The organism is Pseudomonas saudiphocaensis (assembly GCF_000756775.1).
In the GTDB taxonomy this organism is placed as follows: domain Bacteria; phylum Pseudomonadota; class Gammaproteobacteria; order Pseudomonadales; family Pseudomonadaceae; genus Stutzerimonas; species Stutzerimonas saudiphocaensis.
The window spans coordinates 2,314,789-2,336,108 of sequence record NZ_CCSF01000001.1 but is presented as its reverse complement, the minus strand read 5'-3'; the positions used below and the strand labels follow the sequence as shown (position 1 = coordinate 2,336,108).

Sequence of the window (21,320 nt, the reverse complement as noted above, 5' to 3'; positions counted from 1 at the left end):
ACGAAAGGTGTGAATCCCTTCGCTTTATGCAACTTATTGATTTATAGCGGGAACTTCGAGGAAGCGAAGCGGTCTTTGGGGGTCGACTTTCAGCTGCCCGCTTTTGGGCTGTAGACACGCGGCGGGCTGCGGTGCGGAATATGGATCAGGTTGAGGTTGTGTCGCTGCGCCCAGCGCGTGGCCAGGCCAGTCGGTGCCGAGAGGCTGACCAGCGTCGTAATGCCGGCGCGCTGGACCTTGTGGATCAGCTCCAGGCTGCAGCGGCTGGTGACCACTGCAACACCGCCGGCCACATCCAGCCCGCTGCGATTGATCGCCCCGATGAGCTTGTCCAGCGCGTTGTGCCGGCCGATGTCCTCACGGCTCAGGCGAATCTGGCCTTTGGCATCCATGAACAGCGCTGCATGCACCGCGCCGCAGCTCTGCCCAAGGACCTGGAATTCGCTGATCCGCTGGCGCAGATTGTCCAGCCAGTGCGCCGGCGGCAGCGGCGCAGCTGTCAGCGAGGGTAACTGCGGCAGCGCCTGCTCCAGGGCCTCGACTCCGCACAGGCCGCAACTGGCGTTGCCGGGTAACTGGCGGCGCTGCTCCTTGAGCTTCCAGAAGGCGCGGCTGGCGATTTCCACCTCGGCCTGGCGACCTTCGCCGGTCCCGCTGATCTGGATGTCATAAATGTCCTCGGCCTGTTCGACGATGCCGCTGCCGAGGCTGAAGCCCATGACGAAATCCTCCAGGTCTGCCGGGGACACCATCATCACCGCCTGGCTGATGCCGTTATAGGCGATCGCCAGCGCGCACTCCTCGGCCAGCTCGACGGTTTCCGGCTGAGTCAGGTCGAGGCTCTGGAAGCAATACGAGCCACTGGCACCCTCGGGCACTGTGGTGTTGCTTACGGCGGACGGGACGGGATGGTGTGGGGCGTTCATGGGCGGACTCGACTGGTTGTCGGTGGAGCGGAGTAGGTAGCCGTTACGACTGTGCGCGGCCCAGCGCGGTTTTTCAAGGCAAGGGCCGACCGGCTTCCGTTGAGCCGGTGATTTTACAGCCGTTCTGGCGCTGGAATGTCAGTCAGCATAGCCCTGCAGGCTGCGGATCAGCTCCAGGTAGTCGTCAACGGCTGCGAACTCCTCGGTGTCTTTCTGCCCGCGTCGGCTGTCCGGCTGGCTCACCGCCAACAAATGCGCAACGCCGAAATCACGGGCGCTGCGCAGTATCGGCAGGCTGTCATCGATGAACAGGGCGCGTGCGGGGTCGAACTCCAGGTCGGTCTTCAGCGCATGCCAGAACTGCGCCTGCTCCTTGGGGAAGCCGTAATCGTGGGAGCTGATCAGGCGGTCGAACCAGGGCGCCAGCTCGATGCGTTCGAGTTTCAGCGACAGCGAGTCACGATGGGCATTGGTGATCAGCACCACGCGCTTGCCGGCCTGCCGTAGCGCAGCGAGAAACTGGTCGGCGGCTGGGCGCAGGGCGATAAGGTCGGCGATCTCTCGCTTCATCTCGCGAATCGGCAGGTTCAGTTCGCGGGTCCAGAAGTCCAGGCAATACCAGCTCAACTGGCCCTGATGCGCGTTGAACAGCGGGCCCAGCTCCAACTCGGCCATGGCGAGGCTGGTGCCGTGCAGTTCGGCATAGCGTTGGGGCAGAAATTCGAGCCAGAAGTGATTATCGAAATGCAGGTCCAGCAGGGTGCCGTCCATGTCCAGCAGGACAGTATCGATAGCGGACCAGGGCAGGGAAGCGGTCATGTCAGGCTCAAGTGGTTCGGCAGAAGGTGGGCAATGGTGCGACAGCGGTCGGTCCGATGCAAAGAGGCTCCGGCGCGGATGTGATGAAACGACACCAGACCCTGCGACAAGGCAGGTTATGATTGCCCTTCGCGTTTCAAGGAACCTGTCATGCGCCAGAAACCCACCGTGCTTGCCCGTGAGATCGTCGCCACCAGCCGTCTGTTCCGTGTCGAGGAGCTACAGCTGCGTTTTTCCAACGGTGTGGAGCGCACCTACGAGCGGCTGGTCGGCAAGGGTACCGGCTACGGTGCGGTGATGATCGTCGCGCTCGATGCCGACGGGCAGGCGCTGCTGATCGAAGAATATTGCGGTGGTACCGACACCTATGAGCTGTCGCTGCCCAAGGGTCTGATCGAGCCAGGCGAGAATGTCCTGGATGCGGCCAACCGCGAACTCAAGGAGGAGGCCGGCTTTGGTGCACATCAGCTGGAGCTGCTGGCCGAGCTGTCACTTTCGCCCGGTTACATGAGTCAGAAAATTCAGGTCGTGCTGGCCCGCGATCTTTACCCCGAGCGGCTGCCAGGCGACGAGCCAGAGCCCATGCGTGTCGATCGGGTCGACCTGCGTGAGCTGTCGAACCTGATCCAGAATCCGCAGTTCAGCGAAGGCCGCGCGTTGGCCGCGCTCTATCTGGTGCGTGATCTGCTGACCCAGCGTGGGGAGTTCAGCCTGTGAGCCATCCCTATCTCGCGACTGTGATCGAACTTGTCCGCGAAGCGGGGCGGGCGATCCTGCCGCATTGGCGCAACGACGTGCAGGTGCAGGAAAAAGCCGATGCATCGCCAGTCACGGTGGCAGATCTGGCCGCCCATCATCTGCTGGCCGAGGGGCTGTGCCGGCTGGATGCAAACATTCCGGTGCTGTCGGAGGAAGATTGCGCGCTGAGCCTGGCCGAGCGCGCCGGCTGGAGCCGCTGGTGGCTGGTGGATCCGCTGGACGGAACCAAGGAATTCATCGCCGGCAGTGCAGAGTTCACGGTCAATGTCGCGCTGATCGAACAAGGCCGGGTGGTGTTTGGCGTGGTCGGCATTCCGGCCGATGGCCGTTGCTATTACGGAGGGGCCGAATTCGGCGCCTGGCTGGCCGACGCTGAGGGCGGCCTGCGGCCTTTGCAGGTGCGACATGAGCTTGCGCAGGGCTTTACCGTAGTGGCCAGTCGTCGCCATTCCAGCCCGGCGCAGGAGCATTTGCTCGACGGTCTGCGTCAGCGTTTTGGCGAGCTGGAGCTGGTCAGTGTCGGCAGCTCCCTGAAGTTCTGTCTGTTGGCCGAGGGTGCCGCCGACTGCTACCCGCGCCTGGCGCCTACCTCTCAGTGGGACACCGCTGCCGCACAGGGTGTGCTCGAAGGCGCCGGTGGAGAAGTGCTGGATATCGGAGGCGCGCCGCTCAGTTACGAAGCCCGTGAAAGCTATCTCAACCCCTCCTTTCTGGCATTGCCAGCCGGCGTGGTCTGGCGCCGCGAGCTGATTGCGTTGGCCAACCGCTAAATAAAGACTTCGCAGGGAATGACATTGCATGCAGGTCATGCCTGAAGTGAACGAAGGAACGTTTCGGTGACATCAAGAAGAGCGCCCGGCATACGTCAGTGGATCTGGCGTGCCTTTGTACAAAGTGCGCTGATCCCGCTGGTACTGGTTGAGATCATGTTGATCGCCGCCTACCTGCTGACCAACAACGCCATTCGCGACGCGCAGATCGAGCACCTGCGCGGAGCGGCGCTGGCCGATCTGCAGGCATCGGTGGACATGGAGGCGCGAGTCATCGACCAGCATCTGCAACGCATCGCCGCCACCACCGAGCTGTATCGCAACCTGACCCGGCACGAGCTGCTGGCCGGGGGCGGTCTGCCTGCGCTGCTGAGTCTGGACAGTCGTGGCGTGCGTTACAGCCCGCAGGATAATGGTGGCGCGGCGAGCTTCTACTCGGCGGCCACCCCAGCGGCCCGACAGGATCTGGAAAAGGTCGGGCGGCTGCAGCGCCTCGATGCTCTGATGAAGGAGTTGCATGCCGGCAACCCATTGATCGCCAGCCTCTACTTCAACAGTTGGGACAGCTACAACCATATCTATCCCTGGTTCGATACGGCCGGTCAGTATCCGCCAGACATGGATATCCCCAGTTACAACTTCTATTACCTGGCCAACGCCTGGCACAACCCCCAGCGTGCGATCGTCTGGACCGATGTCTATCTGGACCCTGCCGGGCACGGCTGGATGATGTCTGCCATCGCACCGCTGTACAGGGAGGATTTTCTTGAAGGCGTGAACGGCATCGATATCACCGTCAGCGGTCTGCTGCAGCAGATCGCCAGCCTGCGCCTGCCGTGGAACGGCTATGCCATGCTGGTCAGTCGCGACCTCAAGATCATGGCGCTGCCCGAAGCCGGTGAGCAGGATTTCGGCCTCGACGAGCTGACCAATCACTCCTACGAGGAAGCGATTCGTCGTGAGGTGTTCAAGCCCGAGGACTTTCGCCTTGGCAGCCGACCGCAAACCCGGGAGCTGGCCCATGCCATTGCTGCCGATGAGGAAGGCGTGCAGCGCCTGAGCCTTGGTGGTCAGCAAAAGCTCGTTGCCTGGACCCAGGTCGAGCACACCGGCTGGCATCTGCTGGCGGTAGTCGATGAGGCCCAGGTGTTTAGCCAGACCAATGCCTTGGCCAGTCGCTACCAGCAGATCGGTTATCTGTTGATCGCCGGCCTGGTGATGTTCTACCTGGTGTTCTTTGCCTATATGTGGTTCCGGGCGCGGCGGCTCAGCGAGGCGCTGCTGGCACCCATCGCAAGCATCTCGAAAATGATGGGGCAAATCGGTTTGGGTCACTGGCGCCCGGAACTTGCGACGTCGGATATCCGCGAACTGAACGATCTGGCCCAGCACACCCAAACCATCGGCAAGCAACTGGAGTTCAGCGAATCGCAGCGCAGCCTGGCGCAGCGGCATCTGGAGCTGGTGTTGGAGTGCGCCACCGAAAGTCTTTGGGAATACGATCTGCGCAGCGCCAGCCTGCAGTTTCGTGGACGCCTGCCGGCGCGTTTCGGACTGCCTTCATCGCGGCTCAGTGAAGAGCAATTCCTGCAGCGACTGCACCCCGACGATCTGCCGCGCGTCCGCGCCAGCATGGAGAGCATGCGTCGCGGCAATGCGCTGCGTTACGAGAGTGAGTTCCGCTTCGCCGATGCCCTCGGCGATTACCACTGGCTGTTGAGCCGTGGCCGCGTACTTGAGCGAGACCCTGAGAGCGGTTACACGCTGCTGTTAGCCGGCACCTATGTGGACATTGATGAGCTAAAGCGAGTCGAAGCGGAACTGCGCCAGGCGACGGCACAGGCTCAGGCTGCCAGCGAGGCCAAGACGCATCTGATCTCTGGCATCAGTCATGAGTTGCGAACTCCGCTCAATGCCATTCTCGGCTTTGCCCAGCTGATGCGCATGGATTGCTCGGCGGAGTCCGATCCGGATGCAGCGGGCTATCTTGACGAGATCCTCCTGGCCAGCCGGCACCTCAACCAGTTGCTGGGCGACATTCTCGACTGGTCGAGCCTGCAGGCCGAGCCCGCGAACCTGCAGCTGGAACCGGTCGAGGTAACCGCGTTGATGCGCGAATGCGCAGATCTGGTCGCTCTCGATGTGCGACGTCAGGGGCTGCGTCTGGAATTCGAACTGCCGGACGAGCCGGTGTTGGTGCAGGCCGAGCCACGCCGGCTGCGTCAGGTGTTGCTCAACCTGCTGTCCAACGCCATCAAATACAACATCCCCGAAGGGCGAATTTTGCTGGCGGTGGAGCGTCACGGCGACCAGGTCCATCTGCTGGTCGAGGACAGCGGTTTAGGCATCGACGAGACTTTGCAGGCGCGTATGTTCGAGCCGTTTCAACGCCTTGGCCGGGAAAACTCCAGAATCCTCGGCGCTGGTATCGGGCTGTCGTTGTGCCTGGAGTACGCCCGCCTGATGGACGGTGACATTGGCGTCTGGAGCGAGCCGGGCGTGGGCAGCCGCTTCTGGGTTTCGCTGCCGGTTATCAGCGCCGACTAGTTGTCAGTCGGCGCGTTCGCCACACAGGTCCAGCGCAAACCAGTGCTCCACTTCGGCTTGGCCGAGGCCCGCGCCAAGCAGGGCGAACAGCTTGCCCAGCGCCGCCTCTCGGGTCATGCCGCCGCCCGAGACCAGTCCGGTACTGGCCAGCTGGCTGCCGGCGGCATAGATGCCGAACTCCACATGGCCCTGCGGGCATTGGCTGATCGCCGTCAGCACCACCCCGCGCTGATGGGCAGCCGCCAGAGTTGCGAGCAGCTCGGCGTCGTCGCTGGGGCCGGTGCCGCTGCCGTAGCATTCGAGCACCAGCCCACGGATGCCGCTGTCGAACAAAGCCTGCAGTTGAGCGGCCTGAATGCCTGGAAACAGCGGCAGCACCGCCAGGTTGACCGGTAGTCGCGGCTGGCGATAGTCCAATTTCGGGTCGATCGCCTGGGCGCGCTGGCCGGAGCGCGGGCGTGGCTGTTCGGCGAAGGCATCGAGCCGGGCAGCGCTCAGCTTGGTCAGGCGCGCGCCGTGCATCAGCTTTTCGTGGAAATACACCTTCACACCGGGCTCGATGCCCTGAGCCAGCGCCAGCATGGCACCGAACAGGTTGGCCCAGGCATCGCTGTCGGGCGTACCGGCCGGCAGCATCGAGCCGGTCAGCACCACCGGCACCGGTAGGCCGAGCAGCAGGAAGCTCAGCGCCGCGGCGCTGTAGGCGAGGGTATCCGTGCCATGCAGCACCAGCACCCCATCGCAGCGGCCCGCATCCACTTCTTCGCGAATGCTGGCGGCCATTTCCAGCCAGTTGCGCTGGCTCATGGAAGCGCTGTCGATGGGCGGCAGCAGTTCGCGGAAATACCAGCTGGGCAGGCGCTGCTCGGCCGCTGCCTGTTGAACCCGCAGGCGTGCCTCGAAGCCGGTTGCCGGCATCAGACCCTGGGCGCCCATTTGCATGCCGATGGTGCCGCCGGTGTAGAGCACCAACAGGCACTTAGCAGGAGTAGTCACTGTAGTTTCCTTGTCGATGTGGCTGGTGGGCGTTTGGCGGACAGGGCGCCACTTTGCACGGCCGGCGCAGAGGAAGGGTGGCAGCCCGATCGTAGCGGCTGGCCGACCTGCCGGCCAGCCGCATCAAGCGTGGGTGCTTCAGCTCTGCAGCACCGTGCCGGCAGCCAGTGCCTGATTCTGCTGAGCGTCGGCACTCGGCCAGGCGCTGTGGTCGATGTCCAGATCGGCGTAGTCCTGTGCATTTAGCACCGGCTGCTCGATGCCGGAGCGGACCTGCGCGTCGTAGTCACGCATCAAGCGCAGGCCGGTCTTGAACAGCAGTGCCACGGCGATCAGGTTGACGATCGCCAGCAGACCCATGGTCAGGTCGGCGAAGGCAAACACGGTGCTCAAGTCCTGCAGCGAGCCCCAGAGCACCAGCGCGATCACCAGTGCGCGGTAGCCCTGGATCACGGCGCGCTTTTCGCTGAAGAAGCCCAATGCGTTCTCGCCCAGGTAATAGTTGTAGATTAGGGTGGTGAAGACGAAGAGCAGCAGCGCCAGGCTGATGAATACCCGGCCCCACTCACCGACCACCGCGGCCAGTGCCGTTTGCGTGAGGACCACACCGACGACCTCGGCGGTTTCGGGGCTGTAGATGCCCGAGAGCAGGATGATCAGCGCCGTGCTGGTGCATACCAGCAGGGTGTCGATGAACACGCTGAGTGACTGCACGATGCCCTGGGCCGCGGGGTGCTTCACCTCCGCCACGGCCGCCACGTTCGGCGCGCTGCCCAGCCCCGCTTCGTTGGAGAACAGCCCGCGCTTGACGCCCATAATGATTGCCGCGCCAATGCCGCCAGCGAAGGCCGGCTCCAGGCCGAAGGCGCTACGCACGATGAGTGTCAGTGCCTCCGGCACGCGTTCGAAGTTGATGCCTATGACGGTCAGGGCCATGGCAATGTAGGCGAAAGCCATGATGGGTACGAGGATATCGGCGATGCTGGCGATACGGCGAATGCCGCCGAAGATGATCATCGCCATGATGACCGCCAGGGCTATCCCGCTGATGTAGGTCGGCACGCCGAAGGTGTCGTGCATCGAACTGGCCACGGTGTAGGACTGCAACGCATTGAAGCCAAAACCGAAGGTGACCAGCAGCAGAATCGAGAACAGCACTGCCATCCAGCGCTGGCGCAGGCCATGCAGGATGTAGAAGGCCGGACCACCCCGGTAGGTGCCGTCCGCCTGGCGGCGCTTGTAGAGCTGCGCCAGGGAGCATTCGAAATAGCTGGTGGCCATTCCGACCAGCGCCACCATCCACATCCAGAACACCGCGCCTGGTCCGCCGAGCATGATGGCTACGGCGACGCCGGCGATGTTGCCCGCGCCCACGCGGCCCGCGACGCTGAGCATCAGGGCCTGAAAGGAGCTGAGTTGGCCAGGTTGGCGTTTGAAGGCCTGGCCGAAGATGCGGAACATGCTGCCGAAGTAGCGCAGCTGGACGAAACCGGAGCGGATGGTGAAGTACAAACCCAGGCCGACCAGCATCACGATCAGCAGTTTGCTCCAGATAAGATCATTGAGAATATCGAGCATGGAGGAAGCGCCTCTCTTGTTGTTCTAGTGAAAATGCCGTTTGCAGGCGTTCGGCAAATGGTCCGGCAGGGAAGTTTGCTATTCAATTTCGCGGATCGCGGCGAACTGGCGCGACTTGATGCTAAAATTGCGTCGCTCGCATCGCCGGAAAACCGCATGTCTGACTACCTCGGCTCCAATCTCAAGCTGCTGTGCAGCCATTACCGCTCCATTGCGGAGGTATGCCGAAAGCTGGTCATCAACCGCGGGCAGTTCAACAAATACCTCAGCGGCCAGAGTCGGCCCACTGCGCACAACCTCAAGCGCATCTGCGACTTCTTCGGGGTCGAGGCTTACGAGTTGGGGCTTCCCAGCGAGCAGTTCGCGCAGCTGATCGGTATACGTGGCGATGCCGACCAGCGGACGGCCAATGACCCCCTGATCGAGCTTCTGCAGCCGCTGCGCGCCAGTGCGGGCAGCCTGTCGCGCTATTGCGGCTACTACTTCGAATACGCCAACTGCTTGTCGGTGCCGGGCTACGTTTTGCAATCGCTGGTGCACCTGCGTGAGGAGCGCGGCAACTTTCTGTTCGAGCGTCAGGAACGCCAGGAAGTCTCTCGAGCCGACAGCGGTCCGGCCGCAGAAGCGGGCGTGCGCTGCCGTTACCTGGGCGCGGCCTTCTATCTGCAGGATCGGCTGTTCCTCACCGACTACGAGTCGCTGACCGGCAACGAGATGAGCCAGACGATCCTGATCCCCAGTTTCAAGAGCCGCATCACTCGGCTCAACGGCATGAAGGCAGGGGTTTCCAGCGGCGATCGGCGCACCCCGGCCTGCACGCGGGTGGTCTGGGAGTACCTGGGCACGGAGATCAACCGGGTCATGGCCTATCGGCAGGTGATGCTCTACGAGCGGGACGACCCGCGCATCGATGACGACATTCGCCAGCGGCTGGCGTCGGCGCGCGTTCGCGACGGCCTGTTCGAGATCGAGTAGCCCTAGGGTCTGTTGTCATTTCGTCCGCTCGCGACGAAACGTCAATAGGCCCTAGAGCAACTTTCGGTACTGGATAAAGCCGGAGCGCTCGGCGATGCGATCGTAGAGCATGCGGCCCGGGTAGTTGGTCTCCTGCGTCAGCCAGTGCACGCGCGCCGCGCCGGCCGCTTCGGCCTGGGCGTAGACGTGCTCGATCAGCGCCCGGCCGATACCGCCGCCGCGAATGCCTTCTGCGACGAAGAGATCCTGCAGGTAGCAGTAATCACCGCTGGTCCAGCAGCTGCGGTGGAAAATCCAGTGCACGAGCCCCACGGCCTGACCATCACGCCAGGCCAGCGCGGCGTGCATCGGTTCGGCGGGATCGAGAAAGCGCTGCCAGGTCAGGGCACTGGTGGCCTCCGGAATCCGGCTGTTATAGAAACTCTGGTAACCCTGCCAGAGCGGTAGCCAGGCGGCGTGGTCGTCAGCGCTCACTGGGCGGATATCGGCCATCTAAGTCATCCCTCTTGGAGTATCTGGGTGGCCACGGCCTGTTCGTGTGGATGGGTCGTGGCAGATAAACCATAGCGTACGAGGGCCTGGTTGGCGGCCGAGCGAATCTGGCTCAGCCTCCATTTGCCGTCTGGGCTGCGGGCCGGCAGTGCAAAGCCGACGATGGCCTTTGTACCGTGTGGCTAGCCCTGCAGCGGCACCAGACGCGGCGCGATCATGTTCTCCGGGCGCAGGATGTCGTCCAGGGTGGCATCGTCCAGCAGCCGTTCCTCGCGCACCAGCTCCAACACGCCGCGACCGCTGAGGAGTGCTTGCCCGGCGATGCGGGTGGCGTTTTCGTAGCCGATATAGGGATTCAAGGCGGTGATCAGGCCGATGGAGCTTTCCATCAGCTGCCGGCAGCGATCCTCGTTCGCCGTGATGCCGGACACGCAATGCTCGCGCAGCATGTCCATCGCCCGTTGCAACAGGCGTATCGAGTCGAACAGCTTGTAGGCGATCAACGGCTCCATGACGTTGAGTTGCAGTTGACCCGCCTCGGCGGCGATGGTCAGCGAGAGGTCGTTGCCGATCACCTCAAAGGCGACCTGGTTTACCGCTTCGGGGATCACCGGGTTGACCTTGCCCGGCATGATCGAGCTGCCCGGCTGGCGCGGCGGCAGGTTGATCTCGTTGATGCCGGTGCGTGGGCCGCTGGAGAGCAGACGCAGGTCGTTGCAGATCTTCGACAGCTTCACCGCCAGGCGCTTGAGCATGCTGGAGAAGGTGACGAAGGCGCCCATGTCCGACGTGGCTTCGATCAGGTCGGCGGCGGGTTTGAGCGGGTGCCCGCTGATGGTCGCCAGGCGTTGCACGGCCAGGGCCTGGTAGCTGGGGTCGGCGTTGATGCCGGTGCCGATGGCCGTGCCGCCGAGGTTCACTTCCACCAGCAGCTGCGGCGCGATCAGGCGCAGGTGTTCGAGGTCTTCGCCCAGGGTGGTGGCGAAGGCGTGAAACTCCTGCCCGAGGGTCATGGGCACGGCGTCCTGCAACTGGGTACGCCCCATCTTCAGTACATGGGCAAACTCGGCACCCTTGTCGGCGAATGCGGCCACCAGGCTTTCGAGGCTGGCCAGCAGCGTGTCGTGACCGAGCAGCAGGCCCAGGCGGATCGCCGTAGGGTAGGCATCGTTGGTGGACTGCGCCATGTTCACGTCGTTGTTGGGGTGCAGGTGGTGATACTCGCCCTTGGCGTGGCCCATGGATTCCAGCGCCAGGTTGGCGATCACCTCGTTGGCGTTCATGTTGGTCGAGGTGCCGGCGCCGCCCTGGATCATGTCCACCACGAACTGGTCGTGGTAATCGCCACGGATCAGCTGCGCGCAGGCCTGGCTGATCGCCCGGTGCTTGGCGTCGCTCAGGTGGCCCAGCTCGCGGTTGGCGTCGGCCGCAGCCTGCTTGACCATGGCCAGTGCGACCACCAGCTTGGGGTAATGCGAGAGCGGCACGCCGGACAGGCGGAAGTTGTTCACCGCACGTAGGGTCTGGATGCCGTAGTAAGCGTCGGCGGGGACTTCAAGGGTGCCCAGCAGGTCTTTTTCGATGCGGAAGGATGCAGCAGAGGACATGATGCTCCATTATCTGGCGAAATGCGGTGATGACCGCGATGTCAGCTACCATAGGCCTTTCACTGCTCTCCAGGCCAATGCCGTTAATTGCAGGCCCATGCAGGATCGGCATAATGCCGCCAGACGCTGAAGCATGAGCGAGCGCTATCGCTGGAGCTGTGATGAACATCGAAACCAAATGGCTAGAAGATTTTGTCGCCCTGGCGGCCACGCGCAGCTTTTCCCAAGCGGCGGAGCGCCGCTTCGTCACCCAGCCAGCCTTCAGTCGGCGCATTCGCAGCCTGGAAAACTCCCTGGGGCTGACCCTGGTAAATCGCTCCCGCGCGCCGGTGGAACTGACCGAAGCGGGTCAGCTGTTCCTTATCACCGCGCGCAGCCTGGTGGAGCAACTGGGCGAGGTGTTGCGGCATCTGCATCATCTGGAAGGGCAGCAGGGCGAGGTGTTGCAGATCGCTGCCGCGCACTCACTGGCGCTAGGCTTCTTCCCACCATGGATCGCAAGCCTGCGGGCGCTCGGCCTGAATCCCAGCACAAGGTTGATCGCCACCAACGTGGGTGACGCAGTGCATGCCCTGCGCGAAGGCGCCTGCGACCTGATGCTGGCCTACCATGACCCCGACGCCGCGCTGCAGCTGGATGCGGATATTTTCCCGTCGCTGCAGCTGGCCGACAGCGAGATGCTGCCGGTCTGTGCTGTGGATGATCAGGGGCGCGCGCTGTTCGACCTGGGCAGCGGGCAAAGCGTGCCGCTGCTGGCCTACAGTGCCGGGGCCTTCCTGGGGCGTTCGGTCAACGCCCTGCTGCGTCAGCGGCGGCTGCGCTATACCTCCGTCTACGAAACGGCCATGGCCGACAGCCTGAAAAGCATGGCCCTGGAGGGGCTCGGGGTGGCCTGGGTGCCGCGGCTGAGCGTCACCGCCGAGTTGCAACGCGGCGAGCTAGTGGAATGCGGTGACGAGACCTGGCGCCTGCCATTGGAGATCCGCCTGTACCGCTGTGCTCTGGTGCGCAAGGCGTCGGTGCGATTGCTATGGCGCAAGTTGGGTGAGAGCGAGGACTAGCAGGCTCACTCCAACGGCTACGGATTGCGTGGTGCCAACATGATGATCGCCATTCCGAACACGACGACGGCTGCGCCCAGCAGGTCCCAGTGCGTCGGGCGGATACCGTCCACCAGCCACAGCCAGAGAATCGCCATCGCTACGTACACCCCGCCATAAGCGGCATACACCCGCCCGGCAGCGGTTGGGTGCAGCGTCAGTAGCCAGGCGAAGATTGCCAGTGAGGCCGCGGCCGGTAACAGAAGCCAGATGCTCTTGCCCTGTTTCAACCACAGGTAGGGCAGGTAACAGCCGATGATTTCGGCCAGGGCTGTTGCCGCGAATAGCGCAAAGGTTTTCAGCATTCGAAATCAACCTGTTTAGGTGGTGGCGCGATAGGCCTGGAAAGCCAGGAAATACATATCAAGCTTCGTTTGCTCAGGCCCGCCACCACCAGCGCCGCTGTGGCGGCGACTCGGGCCAGACTACCGGCTTGTTTTCGCAACGCACGATGCCGCTGGTGCTGAGGCGCAATGTCCAGCGTTGGGCGATGGGAGCTTCTTCCCCTGGCTGTCGGCATACCACTAACAAGTTGTAGTCATGCTGTTTCTCAATGGCATGGGCTTGAACGAAGGGTGGCTGGCCCTCTTCTTCCTTCCATTCGAACAGTTGCTGATGGCTGGCCTGGATCAATGCGCATAGGGGTTCGAAGTCCAGGATCAGGCGTTCCTGGATTTCGTCCTGAGACAGGGCTGCCTTGTCCAACACCAACTTTGAGCGGTAACAGACGATCTGCCGTTCCTCGTTGGTCGCCCATTTGCCGGAATGCTCACGCACTGCTTTGCTCAGCTCGGACAGCTTGCGGTAGTCGAGCCAGACCAGCTGCTGGGCCATCAGCTTGTGGGTATAGGGCATCAGCAGGCGCAGTCGCCAGCGAGGCTTGCCCTTGCGCAGCCAGCGGGTGACGGTGTCGATCAGGTCATCGCGCAGCAGATCGCGTACCGCATAGATCAGCGCGATGCCTACCAGCAGCGCCAGGGACAGTTTCTGGCTGGCGTCGCGTACGTTGAAGAGGAAATAGGTGAACAGCGACATGATCAGCATGGTGGAGCCCGCCTTCACCAGCTTGCGAGTGCCGGCACCCAGCTCGATGATCTTCTGGCGCAACACCACCGGATACTCCAGTAGTCGTTGATACAGGCTCATGCGGTTCCATACGCGGGTTGGCGGGCCTTTGAAGTCGCCGAGGTAGTCGCGATCGGCGCGGTAGCGTCGCTCCTGCTGAAGAAACTCCTGCACGGCCAGCTTCAGTTCGTCATCCAGGTCGTCATAGCCTTCGAGCACCATGCTCTCCAGCAGAAACTGTTCGGCGAGCCAGGAGAAATAGATATCCAGCTGGCGGAAGTAGCGTGACTGATTGCTGCCTTTCGGTTCTGCCTTGCGCAGGCGCTGGGCGAAGTTCTGGCTGAGCCGCAGTGCACGCGCCAATGGCTCGGCGCTGGGCTTGCTCTGATACTGCTGACGCAGACGCTCCAGGGACGCCTGGTACTGGAAGAACCAGGCGCCGTGCAAGATTTCGTAGTGTGGCGAGAGCAGTGAAAAGGAGGTGTCCCGCTTGCTGGCCCGGTCCTGAGTCGGCAAGCCCAGCAGGCGAAAGCGATGAACCAGGGCGCTATGAAAGAACTGCTCTTCGGTCAGAGTGCGAGTGGAGAAGGTGGTCTCATGAGGCGTAAACAAGTACAGCTCGACCGGATGCCGGCCCGGAGTGGTCAGCGTGCGGGTCAATTGCAGGCGAAAATCGCCCTGGCGTTTCAATGAGAACACGGCACCTCCGATAACAGTACGCCGTGAGCATACCAAGCCTGAGTCTGGTTCGGCGCCAGCGCCAAAATCAGCGAAGCTGTCTAGCATCTATCTGCCAGGCTGTAGCGCGACTTTTGTGGCTTTCCGGTATAATGCCGCGCCTTCAAACCAGCGCGCTCGTTGGTTTGCCCTGAATGCGAGCCACGCCCTGGATGCGTGGCTTGTTGGTTTTGTAGCGCTGCGCTGCGCACAACGAAGAGGCACGACGATGACCGCACTGGTAGGCGTGATCATGGGCTCCAAGTCCGACTGGTCCACCCTCAGCCATACTGCCGAGATGCTGGAAAAGCTCGGTATTCCCCATGAAGTCACCGTGGTGTCTGCACACCGCACGCCCGATCTGCTGTTCCAGTACGCCGAGCAGGCGGAAGAACGCGGGCTGCGCGTGATCATCGCCGGAGCCGGCGGCGCAGCGCATCTTCCGGGCATGTGTGCAGCCAAGACCCACCTTCCGGTACTGGGCGTGCCGGTGCAGTCTTCGATGCTCTCGGGCGTGGATTCGCTGCTGTCCATCGTGCAGATGCCGGCCGGCGTGCCGGTGGCCACCCTGGCGATCGGCAAGGCGGGTGCGGTCAACGCCGCGCTGTTGGCGGCGAGCATCATCGGTCACGAATTCCCCGAATATCATGCGGCACTGAAGAAATTCCGCGATGAACAGACGCAAACCGTGCTCGACAACCCGGACCCGAGGAACGCGTAAATGAAGATCGGCGTAATCGGTGGCGGCCAGCTGGGTCGCATGCTGGCTCTGGCGGGTACGCCGCTGGGCATGACCTTCGCGTTTCTCGATCCGGCGCCGGATGCCTGTGCCGCTGCGCTGGGTGAACATCTGCGAGCCGATTACGGCGATCAGGATCACTTGCGCCAGCTGGCAGACGAAGTTGACCTGGTGACCTTCGAATTCGAGAGCGTGCCGGCGGAAACCGTGGCTTTCCTGTCGCAGTTCGTGCCGGTGTTTCCCAGCGCCGAGGCGCTGCGCATCGCCCGTGATCGCTGGTTCGAGAAGTCCATGCTCAAGGAGCTGGGTATACCCACACCCGAGTTCGCCGATGTCCTCTCGCAGGACGACCTGAACGCCGCCGTTGCCAGCATCGGTCTGCCGGCAGTATTGAAGACCCGCACTCTGGGTTACGACGGCAAGGGTCAAAAAGTATTGCGCAAGGCGGAGGACGTGACCGATGCCTTCGCTGAGCTGGGCAGTGTGCCATGCATCCTCGAAGGTTTCGTGCCCTTCACCGGCGAGGTTTCGCTGATTGCAGTGCGTGGTCGCGATGGACAGACCTGCTTCTATCCGCTGGTGCACAACACCCATGAAGCGGGCATCCTGCGGCTCTCGGTCGCCAGCAGCAATCATCCGCTGCAGGCACTGGCCGAAGACTACGCCAGCCGGGTGCTGAGCAAGCTGAACTATGTCGGCGTGCTGGCATTCGAGTTCTTCGAAATCGACGGCGGCCTCAAGGCCAACGAGATTGCGCCGCGGGTGCACAATTCCGGCCACTGGACCATCGAAGGCGCCGAGTGCAGCCAGTTCGAGAACCACCTGCGTGCGGTAACCGGCCTGCCGCTGGGCTCGACAGCCAAGTTGGGCGAGAGCGCCATGCTCAACTTCATTGGTGAAGTGCCGCCGGTAGAAAAGGTCATCGCCGTCCAGGACTGCCACCTGCACCACTACGGCAAGGCGTTCAAGGCCGGACGCAAGGTCGGCCACGCCACCTTGCGCTGCCCAGACCGTGCCACGCTGGACCGACAGATCACCGCCGTCGAGACCCTGATCCAGCGAGACTGAAAACCCCGGTCTTAAGCCGTCGCCGCCGAACTGGCCGGTCCGCTTCAGGTCTGACGAAGGGCGAAAACTTTCTTTGGACTTGAGGGGGACTGCCTATGGGCATCATCGGAACCATCTTCATCGGCCTTATCGTGGGGCTTGTCGCCCGTTTCCTGAAACCCGGCGACGACAGCATGGGCTGGATCATGACCATCCTGCTGGGTATCGGTGGCTCTCTGCTGGCAAGCTATGGCGGCCAGGCGCTGGGCCTCTACGAAGCGGGAGAGGGCGCGGGCTTTATCGGTGCGGTGATCGGCGCAATCATTCTGTTGGTGATCTACGGCATGGTGACCAGCCGCAAGGGCTAGTGCTGCCTGATCAGCCGGTCTTAGAGATTAAATTGGCTACAGCTGATTTCAGGGCGTTGCTTCAAGCCCCTTCTGTCAGCTGTTGCTGATCTGGGGTAACCGTCGACATAGCCTGTGAAGAGAACGTGTTCGGCCTGCCGGATCGAAGGCCGAATGATCCACCGCTACAGATATACTCCGCTCCACCTAATCGACTGGCCTGCCTCCATGCGTTCTTTCTGTCTTTCGCTACTTTTCGCGCTGCCGCTGATGGTTCAGGCCGCACCTGCGGAGCTGGACTGGCTTGAGCTGATGCCGGAAGAGGACCGCCTGGCCCTCGAAAATATGCCGGAGATCGAGCACAACTCGCCGGAGGCCGATGGGTTCAGCGATCAGGGCGGCCTCAAGCAGGGCGAGGGGCTTCCGGATGTGATGTATTCGAGCAAGACCGTCGCCGCGCTCGATGGCAGGAACATCCGCCTCGGCGGCTATCCGGTGCCGCTGGAAACCGACAACCGCGGGCGCAGCATCGAATTCTTCCTGGTGCCTTATCCCGGCGCCTGTATCCACGTGCCGCCGCCCCCGCCGAATCAGATTGTGCTGGTGCGCTATCCGCAGGGCATCGCCCTGGAAGATATCTACGCACCGCTGTGGGTTGATGGTCCGCTGCGTGTCGAGCCGGTCAGCAACGATCTGGCGGATGCCGCCTATGCATTGAACGCCGACAGCGTTCGGTTGGTCGAGGAAGACGAGTTCTAACCACGCCGGGAGCGACCGATGCCCCTCGACGAAGCACAAGCCAAGCTTTTCACCGACTCGCCGCGCAGCTGGATGGCATCGACCTAGAAGTGTACCAGTGCTTCGGCAAGGATCCGCTGGAGCCGATCATTGGGCTGGGTGATGCCGGGCTGCCGATTGCCTTCTTCGGGCGCGATCCGGGCCGCGAGGAGGTTCGTCACAGCGAGCCGTTTGTGGGTAGCGGCGGGCAGATCGTGCGCAAGGTGCTTTATCGCCAGCTTTACGGGGAGCCGATGCCGGATTTCGACGCCGGGCTTGAGGCCGGCAGGCGCTTCTTCTGGATCAACACCGTGCCGTACAAGCCCATCGGCAACAAGGCGTGGTCGATGAAGGTCAAGCGCCGCTTTCACCCGCTAGTGCGCCAGCTGCTGGTCGAGAACTGGCATGGCGAGACGATCATCACCCTGGGCCGCGAGGCCTTCCTCTGGTTCGGAATCGATCAGCCGGCTGCGGTACGGGCGCGGCTTGAGCGGTTCTGGCGACGCGAGGACCGCTTCAGTGCTTCCATTGAGGTGGAGTTGCAGGCCGGCGACGGACCTGCGCGACGCTTTACGCTCTATCCGCTACCTCACTCATCTCCGCTTAATCAGGTCTGGTTCAAGCGCTTTCCGGTATTGCTCGAAGAGCGGTTGCGGCAGCTGGGCGCTTAGGATGCCAGCCCTACGGGCTGTAGTAGTCACCCGAGAGGCAGCGCCCTCGCCGCGAAGCTTTTGGCTCTAAATGCGTTATCCGCAGTCATCAACCGCCACCGAGGGGCTTCGGTTACAGGCTTTCGCTCCCGATGGAGACGCCCAGGGTGTGAGTGGCGCCAGCTTCGAGAAGGATGCGGTCGTCCATGGCGTTGGCGGTTTCGATGCACAGCATGCGTTGCCAGGCATCATCGGCGAACTGTGACAGGCGCTGAGCCTTGTCGATCCAGGGATTCCACAAGATTGCCGAGTGGGAGCCGCTGGTTTCCAGGCTGATGCGGCGCTTCCAGGTCGGATCCAGCAGCTGCAGCACCGGCGGCAGCTCCAGGTAGATACGGTCGGTTTCACCGTTGATCTTCAGATCGCCCTGTTGCTGGCGTTGCTGCCAGTCCTCCAGCGTTTCGATATAGCGCCGCCCATCCAGACCTTGTACCGATACCTGCTGAATGTCGCCGACGGCAAAATAGCTGTGTAGCGCCTGGCTGATGGCTACCGGCCGGTCGCTCAGGTTGTGGCTGGTCAGGCTGATATGCAAACGCTCGTTGAGGCAGACCTGCAGGCTCAACTCCACCCGCTGTGGCCATCCGGGCAGCTCGCCCAGCGCTTGCGGGCAGGTGAACTCCAGCATGCCGCTGTCGCCCTCGCAGCTCTGCTGTGTCAGCTGCCAGTTCAGGTTGCGTACCAGACCGTGGAACGGCGCTTCGGCTTCGCCTTGGTACATCGCCCGCACCTCATCGGGGTTGCGCGACAGGTCGCCGAACCAGGGCCAGCAGATCGGCACGCCGCCGCGTACCGGCTGACCTTGGATGAAGGCCGCTTCTTCGCTGAGCCAGATCACCGGGATTTCGCCCTGGCGATAGCTGAGCACCTGTGCGCCCTGTTCGGCGATCAGCACCTCAGCGTCACCGCGGCGGATGCGCCAGCAGGCAAGCTGGTCCATTACGATGCGTTGGATATCAGCGGGCATTGGGTGATCTCGTCTTGACGTGGAGTATGTCTGACAGCGCTCGCGCCGCAGGATTTCACGTTCGCGCCGTAGGGTGGATGTCGCCTTTTACATCCACCGTGGCTCCGTTCGGTGGCGCAACCCCGTGGTTCGCCACCCGGTGGATCGATAAAGCGTGATCCACCCTACGGTCGGTTTAGCGGCCCTGACAGGCGTCCACCCGCAACCAGCGCTCCAGCAGCTTGAAGCCCTGCATCAGGATAAAGGCGATGACCAGGTAGATCACACCGGCGGTAAGGAACATTTCCTCGTGCAGGTAGGTGCGTGCGGCGATCTTGCGCGCCATGCCGGTCAGCTCCAGCAGGGTGATGGTGCTGGCCAGAGCGCTGGCCTTGAGCATCAGGATCACTTCGTTGCTGTAGGCCGGCAGGCCGATGCGCGTGGCGCGCGGCAGGATGATGTGCCACAGCGTCTGGCTGCGTGACATGCCCAGCGCGCGGGCCGCTTCGACTTCTCCGGCTGGCACGTTCTGGATCGCACCGCGGATGATCTCGGCGATATAGGCGGCCGTGTGCAGGGTCATGGTGAGGATTGCGCACCAGTAGGGGTCGCGCAGGTAGGGCCAGAGGGCGCTCTGGCGTACTGCATCGAATTGCGCCAATCCGTAATAGACCAGGAACAACTGCACCAGCAGCGGTGTGCCGCGGAAGAAGAAAATATAGGCATACGGCAGCGCACGCACCGGAAAGTGGCGCGACGAACGGGCAATGCCCAGCGGGATGGCGAAGATCAGGCCGGCTATGACCGATACCCCGACCAGTTGCAGCGTCAGCCAGGCGCCGTCGAGGAAGCTTGGCAGCCACTTGATGAAAATTTCCCAGGTCATGCGGCGCTCCTGCTGAAGCCGCGGCCGGCGCGTTTTTCAAGGAAGTGCATGCCAATCATGGCGATCACCGTCAGCCCCAGGTAGATGAACGCGGCGACGATGAAGAAGGTGAAGGGCTCCTTGCTGGCGGTCACGGCGATCTGTGAGCGGCGCATGATCTCCTCCAGACCAATCACCGAAACCAGCGCGGTGTCCTTCATCAGAATCATGAACAGGTTGCCCAGCCCCGGCAGGGCCAGGCGCCACATCTGCGGCAGGATCAGGCGCAGGAAGATCCGCCGCTTGCCCAGGCCCAATGCCAGGCCGGCTTCACGGTGCCCCTTGGGAATCGCCAGCAGTGCGCCGCGGAATACTTCCGTGGCGTAGGCCCCAAAGCACAGGCCCAGAGCGATGGTGCCGGCGGCGAAAGGGCTTAGTGCGAGCTCGTCAATGCCCACCAGGGTGCCGAGCCAGCGCACCAGGTTGATGGTGCCGAAGTAGATCAACAGGACCCAGATCAGCTCCGGGACGCCGCGCACGATGGTCGAGTAAGTGCCGCCTACCCAGCGCATGGCCACATAAGGCGAGGTCTTGGCCAGGGCGCCGAGCAGGCCGAGTACCAGCCCCAGCGCCAACGACGCCAGAGCCAGCTGAATAGTCATCCAGGTGCCGGCGATCAGTGCCGGACCGAATCCGTGAAGGTCGGGAATCATAGAAGCTCAAACACCAAAGCCCGGCCCGCCAGTTATGTGGCGGCCGGGCTTCGGTTCGGTCGGATCAGTAAATGCTGAACGGGAAATACTTTTCGTTGATCTGCTTGTAGGTACCGTCAGCGATGATTTCCGCCAGTGCCTTGTTCAGGCGCTCGCGCAGTTCGTCGTTACCCTTGCGCACGGCGATGGCGATCTTGTCATCGTCGAACACCGGCTCGCCCTTGAATTCGAAGTCCTTGCCGGCATCGCTCTTGAGCCATTCCCACTGCACGAAGGTGTCGGCGAGGATGCCGTCAACGCGACCGCTGGCTAGGTCCAGGTAGGCGTTTTCCTGGGTGTCGTAGAGGTTGATGGTAACCACGCCATCCATGTTGTCTTCCAGCCAGGTGCCGGCAATGGTAGCGCGCTGGGCGCCGATCACCTTGCCCCTCAGGTAGCCCTTGTCGGTCTTGAAATCCACCGACTTGGGGGCTACGAACTGCAGCTTGTTGGTGTAGTAGTGGTCGGTGAAGTCGACGGCGTTCTTGCGCTCTTCAGTGATCGACATGGAGGCTGCAAGGAAGTCGAACTTGCGCGCGTTGAGAGCAGGAATGATGCCGTCCCAGTCGGAGGTCACCACTTCGCATTCCACTTCCATCTTGGCGCAGAGGGCGTGCGAGATATCCAGGTCGAAGCCGACTACCTGGCCGCTGGCGTCGATAAGGTTGAAGGGCGGGTAGGCGCCCTCGGTGCCGATGCGCAGTTTCTCCGCAGCGAAAGCCTGGGTACCGATGATCAGGGATGCAGCAGCGGTCAGCAGAATCTTCTTATAGCTTTTCATGCGGG

At 62.6% G+C, this 21,320-nt stretch carries 22 protein-coding genes; 10 read left to right on the top strand and 12 right to left on the bottom strand.

Going from position 1 to position 21,320, the window contains the following annotated elements; translation table 11 throughout:
- Positions 1–89 precede the first annotated feature (89 nt).
- Both fdhD and yrfG read right to left on the bottom strand, forming a co-directional pair.
- The gene (gene fdhD, locus BN1079_RS10755; protein ID WP_037024281.1) at positions 90–926 is read right to left on the bottom strand and encodes a formate dehydrogenase accessory sulfurtransferase FdhD; all 837 of its coding nucleotides are present in this window, start codon (positions 924–926) and stop codon (positions 90–92) included.
- Positions 927–1,064: 138 nt separating this feature from the next.
- Positions 1,065–1,745: a GMP/IMP nucleotidase gene (gene yrfG / locus BN1079_RS10750; RefSeq protein ID WP_037024280.1), complete on the bottom strand. Its 681-nt coding sequence runs from the start codon at positions 1,743–1,745 to the stop codon at positions 1,065–1,067.
- 150 nt (positions 1,746–1,895) lie between these two features.
- Between yrfG and nudE the strand changes: the two genes are divergently transcribed.
- The 3 genes from nudE to BN1079_RS10735 all read left to right on the top strand — a co-directional run bounded on the left by nudE (position 1,896) and on the right by BN1079_RS10735 (position 5,821).
- The gene (gene nudE / locus BN1079_RS10745) at positions 1,896–2,462 is read left to right on the top strand and encodes an ADP compounds hydrolase NudE (RefSeq protein WP_037024279.1); all 567 of its coding nucleotides are present in this window, start codon (positions 1,896–1,898) and stop codon (positions 2,460–2,462) included.
- Positions 2,459–3,274, top strand: coding sequence for a 3'(2'),5'-bisphosphate nucleotidase CysQ (gene cysQ / locus BN1079_RS10740; RefSeq protein ID WP_037024278.1), 816 nt, complete (start codon positions 2,459–2,461; stop codon positions 3,272–3,274). The genes nudE and cysQ overlap by 4 nt, the downstream gene beginning before the upstream one ends.
- Positions 3,275–3,340: 66 nt before the next feature.
- Positions 3,341–5,821 (top strand): sensor histidine kinase, encoded by a 2,481-nt coding sequence (locus BN1079_RS10735; RefSeq protein WP_037024277.1) that lies wholly within the window; start codon positions 3,341–3,343, stop codon positions 5,819–5,821.
- A gap of 3 nt (positions 5,822–5,824) precedes the next feature.
- Here BN1079_RS10735 and BN1079_RS10730 read toward each other — a convergent pair whose 3' ends face one another.
- Complete coding sequence (locus tag BN1079_RS10730; protein ID WP_037024276.1) at positions 5,825–6,817, bottom strand: asparaginase; 993 nt, start codon at positions 6,815–6,817, stop codon at positions 5,825–5,827.
- 138 nt (positions 6,818–6,955) lie between these two features.
- Complete coding sequence (locus BN1079_RS10725) at positions 6,956–8,395, bottom strand: alanine/glycine:cation symporter family protein (RefSeq protein ID WP_037024275.1); 1,440 nt, start codon at positions 8,393–8,395, stop codon at positions 6,956–6,958.
- A gap of 156 nt (positions 8,396–8,551) precedes the next feature.
- Between BN1079_RS10725 and BN1079_RS10720 the strand changes: the two genes are divergently transcribed.
- A complete protein-coding gene (locus BN1079_RS10720) occupies positions 8,552–9,370 on the top strand; it encodes a helix-turn-helix domain-containing protein (RefSeq protein WP_037026790.1) in 819 nt (272 codons plus the stop codon).
- A gap of 51 nt (positions 9,371–9,421) precedes the next feature.
- Here BN1079_RS10720 and BN1079_RS10715 read toward each other — a convergent pair whose 3' ends face one another.
- Complete coding sequence (locus BN1079_RS10715; RefSeq protein ID WP_037024274.1) at positions 9,422–9,862, bottom strand: GNAT family N-acetyltransferase; 441 nt, start codon at positions 9,860–9,862, stop codon at positions 9,422–9,424.
- Between the two features lie 182 nt (positions 9,863–10,044).
- A complete protein-coding gene (aspA, locus tag BN1079_RS10710) occupies positions 10,045–11,469 on the bottom strand; it encodes an aspartate ammonia-lyase (protein WP_037024273.1) in 1,425 nt (474 codons plus the stop codon).
- A gap of 161 nt (positions 11,470–11,630) precedes the next feature.
- Between aspA and BN1079_RS10705 the strand changes: the two genes are divergently transcribed.
- Complete coding sequence (locus tag BN1079_RS10705) at positions 11,631–12,530, top strand: LysR substrate-binding domain-containing protein (RefSeq protein ID WP_037024272.1); 900 nt, start codon at positions 11,631–11,633, stop codon at positions 12,528–12,530.
- A 17-nt stretch (positions 12,531–12,547) separates the two neighbouring features.
- Here BN1079_RS10705 and BN1079_RS10700 read toward each other — a convergent pair whose 3' ends face one another.
- Both BN1079_RS10700 and BN1079_RS10695 read right to left on the bottom strand, forming a co-directional pair.
- The gene (locus BN1079_RS10700; RefSeq protein ID WP_037024271.1) at positions 12,548–12,874 is read right to left on the bottom strand and encodes a YnfA family protein; all 327 of its coding nucleotides are present in this window, start codon (positions 12,872–12,874) and stop codon (positions 12,548–12,550) included.
- Between the two features lie 73 nt (positions 12,875–12,947).
- The gene (locus BN1079_RS10695) at positions 12,948–14,333 is read right to left on the bottom strand and encodes a hypothetical protein (RefSeq protein WP_037024269.1); all 1,386 of its coding nucleotides are present in this window, start codon (positions 14,331–14,333) and stop codon (positions 12,948–12,950) included.
- A gap of 247 nt (positions 14,334–14,580) precedes the next feature.
- On the opposite strand from BN1079_RS10695, the gene purE reads away from it, so the two are divergent.
- The 5 genes from purE to BN1079_RS10670 all read left to right on the top strand — a co-directional run bounded on the left by purE (position 14,581) and on the right by BN1079_RS10670 (position 17,932).
- Positions 14,581–15,072, top strand: coding sequence for a 5-(carboxyamino)imidazole ribonucleotide mutase (gene purE / locus BN1079_RS10690; RefSeq protein WP_037024267.1), 492 nt, complete (start codon positions 14,581–14,583; stop codon positions 15,070–15,072).
- The gene (locus BN1079_RS10685) at positions 15,073–16,158 is read left to right on the top strand and encodes a 5-(carboxyamino)imidazole ribonucleotide synthase (RefSeq protein WP_037024266.1); all 1,086 of its coding nucleotides are present in this window, start codon (positions 15,073–15,075) and stop codon (positions 16,156–16,158) included. It begins immediately after the preceding gene.
- A gap of 95 nt (positions 16,159–16,253) precedes the next feature.
- Positions 16,254–16,505, top strand: a complete 252-nt coding sequence (locus tag BN1079_RS10680; RefSeq protein ID WP_037024264.1) for a GlsB/YeaQ/YmgE family stress response membrane protein — start codon at positions 16,254–16,256, stop codon at positions 16,503–16,505.
- A 207-nt stretch (positions 16,506–16,712) separates the two neighbouring features.
- A complete protein-coding gene (locus tag BN1079_RS10675) occupies positions 16,713–17,243 on the top strand; it encodes a DUF3299 domain-containing protein (protein ID WP_037026788.1) in 531 nt (176 codons plus the stop codon).
- A gap of 89 nt (positions 17,244–17,332) precedes the next feature.
- A complete protein-coding gene (locus BN1079_RS10670; RefSeq protein WP_231850776.1) occupies positions 17,333–17,932 on the top strand; it encodes a uracil-DNA glycosylase family protein in 600 nt (199 codons plus the stop codon).
- Positions 17,933–18,044: 112 nt separating this feature from the next.
- Here BN1079_RS10670 and BN1079_RS10665 read toward each other — a convergent pair whose 3' ends face one another.
- The 4 genes from BN1079_RS10665 to BN1079_RS10650 form a co-directional block, all read right to left on the bottom strand.
- Entirely contained in the window at positions 18,045–18,938 is an 894-nt protein-coding gene (locus tag BN1079_RS10665) for a D-hexose-6-phosphate mutarotase (RefSeq protein WP_037024262.1), read from the bottom strand.
- Between the two features lie 175 nt (positions 18,939–19,113).
- On the bottom strand, positions 19,114–19,803 hold the full coding sequence (locus BN1079_RS10660) for an ABC transporter permease (RefSeq protein WP_037024260.1): 690 nt from the start codon (positions 19,801–19,803) through the stop codon (positions 19,114–19,116).
- Positions 19,800–20,495 carry an ABC transporter permease gene (locus BN1079_RS10655; RefSeq protein WP_037024257.1) on the bottom strand — a complete coding sequence of 232 codons (696 nt, stop codon included), beginning with the start codon at positions 20,493–20,495 and terminating at the stop codon, positions 19,800–19,802. Before BN1079_RS10655 ends, BN1079_RS10660 begins: the two co-directional genes overlap by 4 nt.
- A 64-nt stretch (positions 20,496–20,559) precedes the next feature.
- Positions 20,560–21,315 carry an ABC transporter substrate-binding protein gene (locus BN1079_RS10650; RefSeq protein ID WP_037024255.1) on the bottom strand — a complete coding sequence of 252 codons (756 nt, stop codon included), beginning with the start codon at positions 21,313–21,315 and terminating at the stop codon, positions 20,560–20,562.
- Positions 21,316–21,320 lie beyond the last annotated feature (5 nt).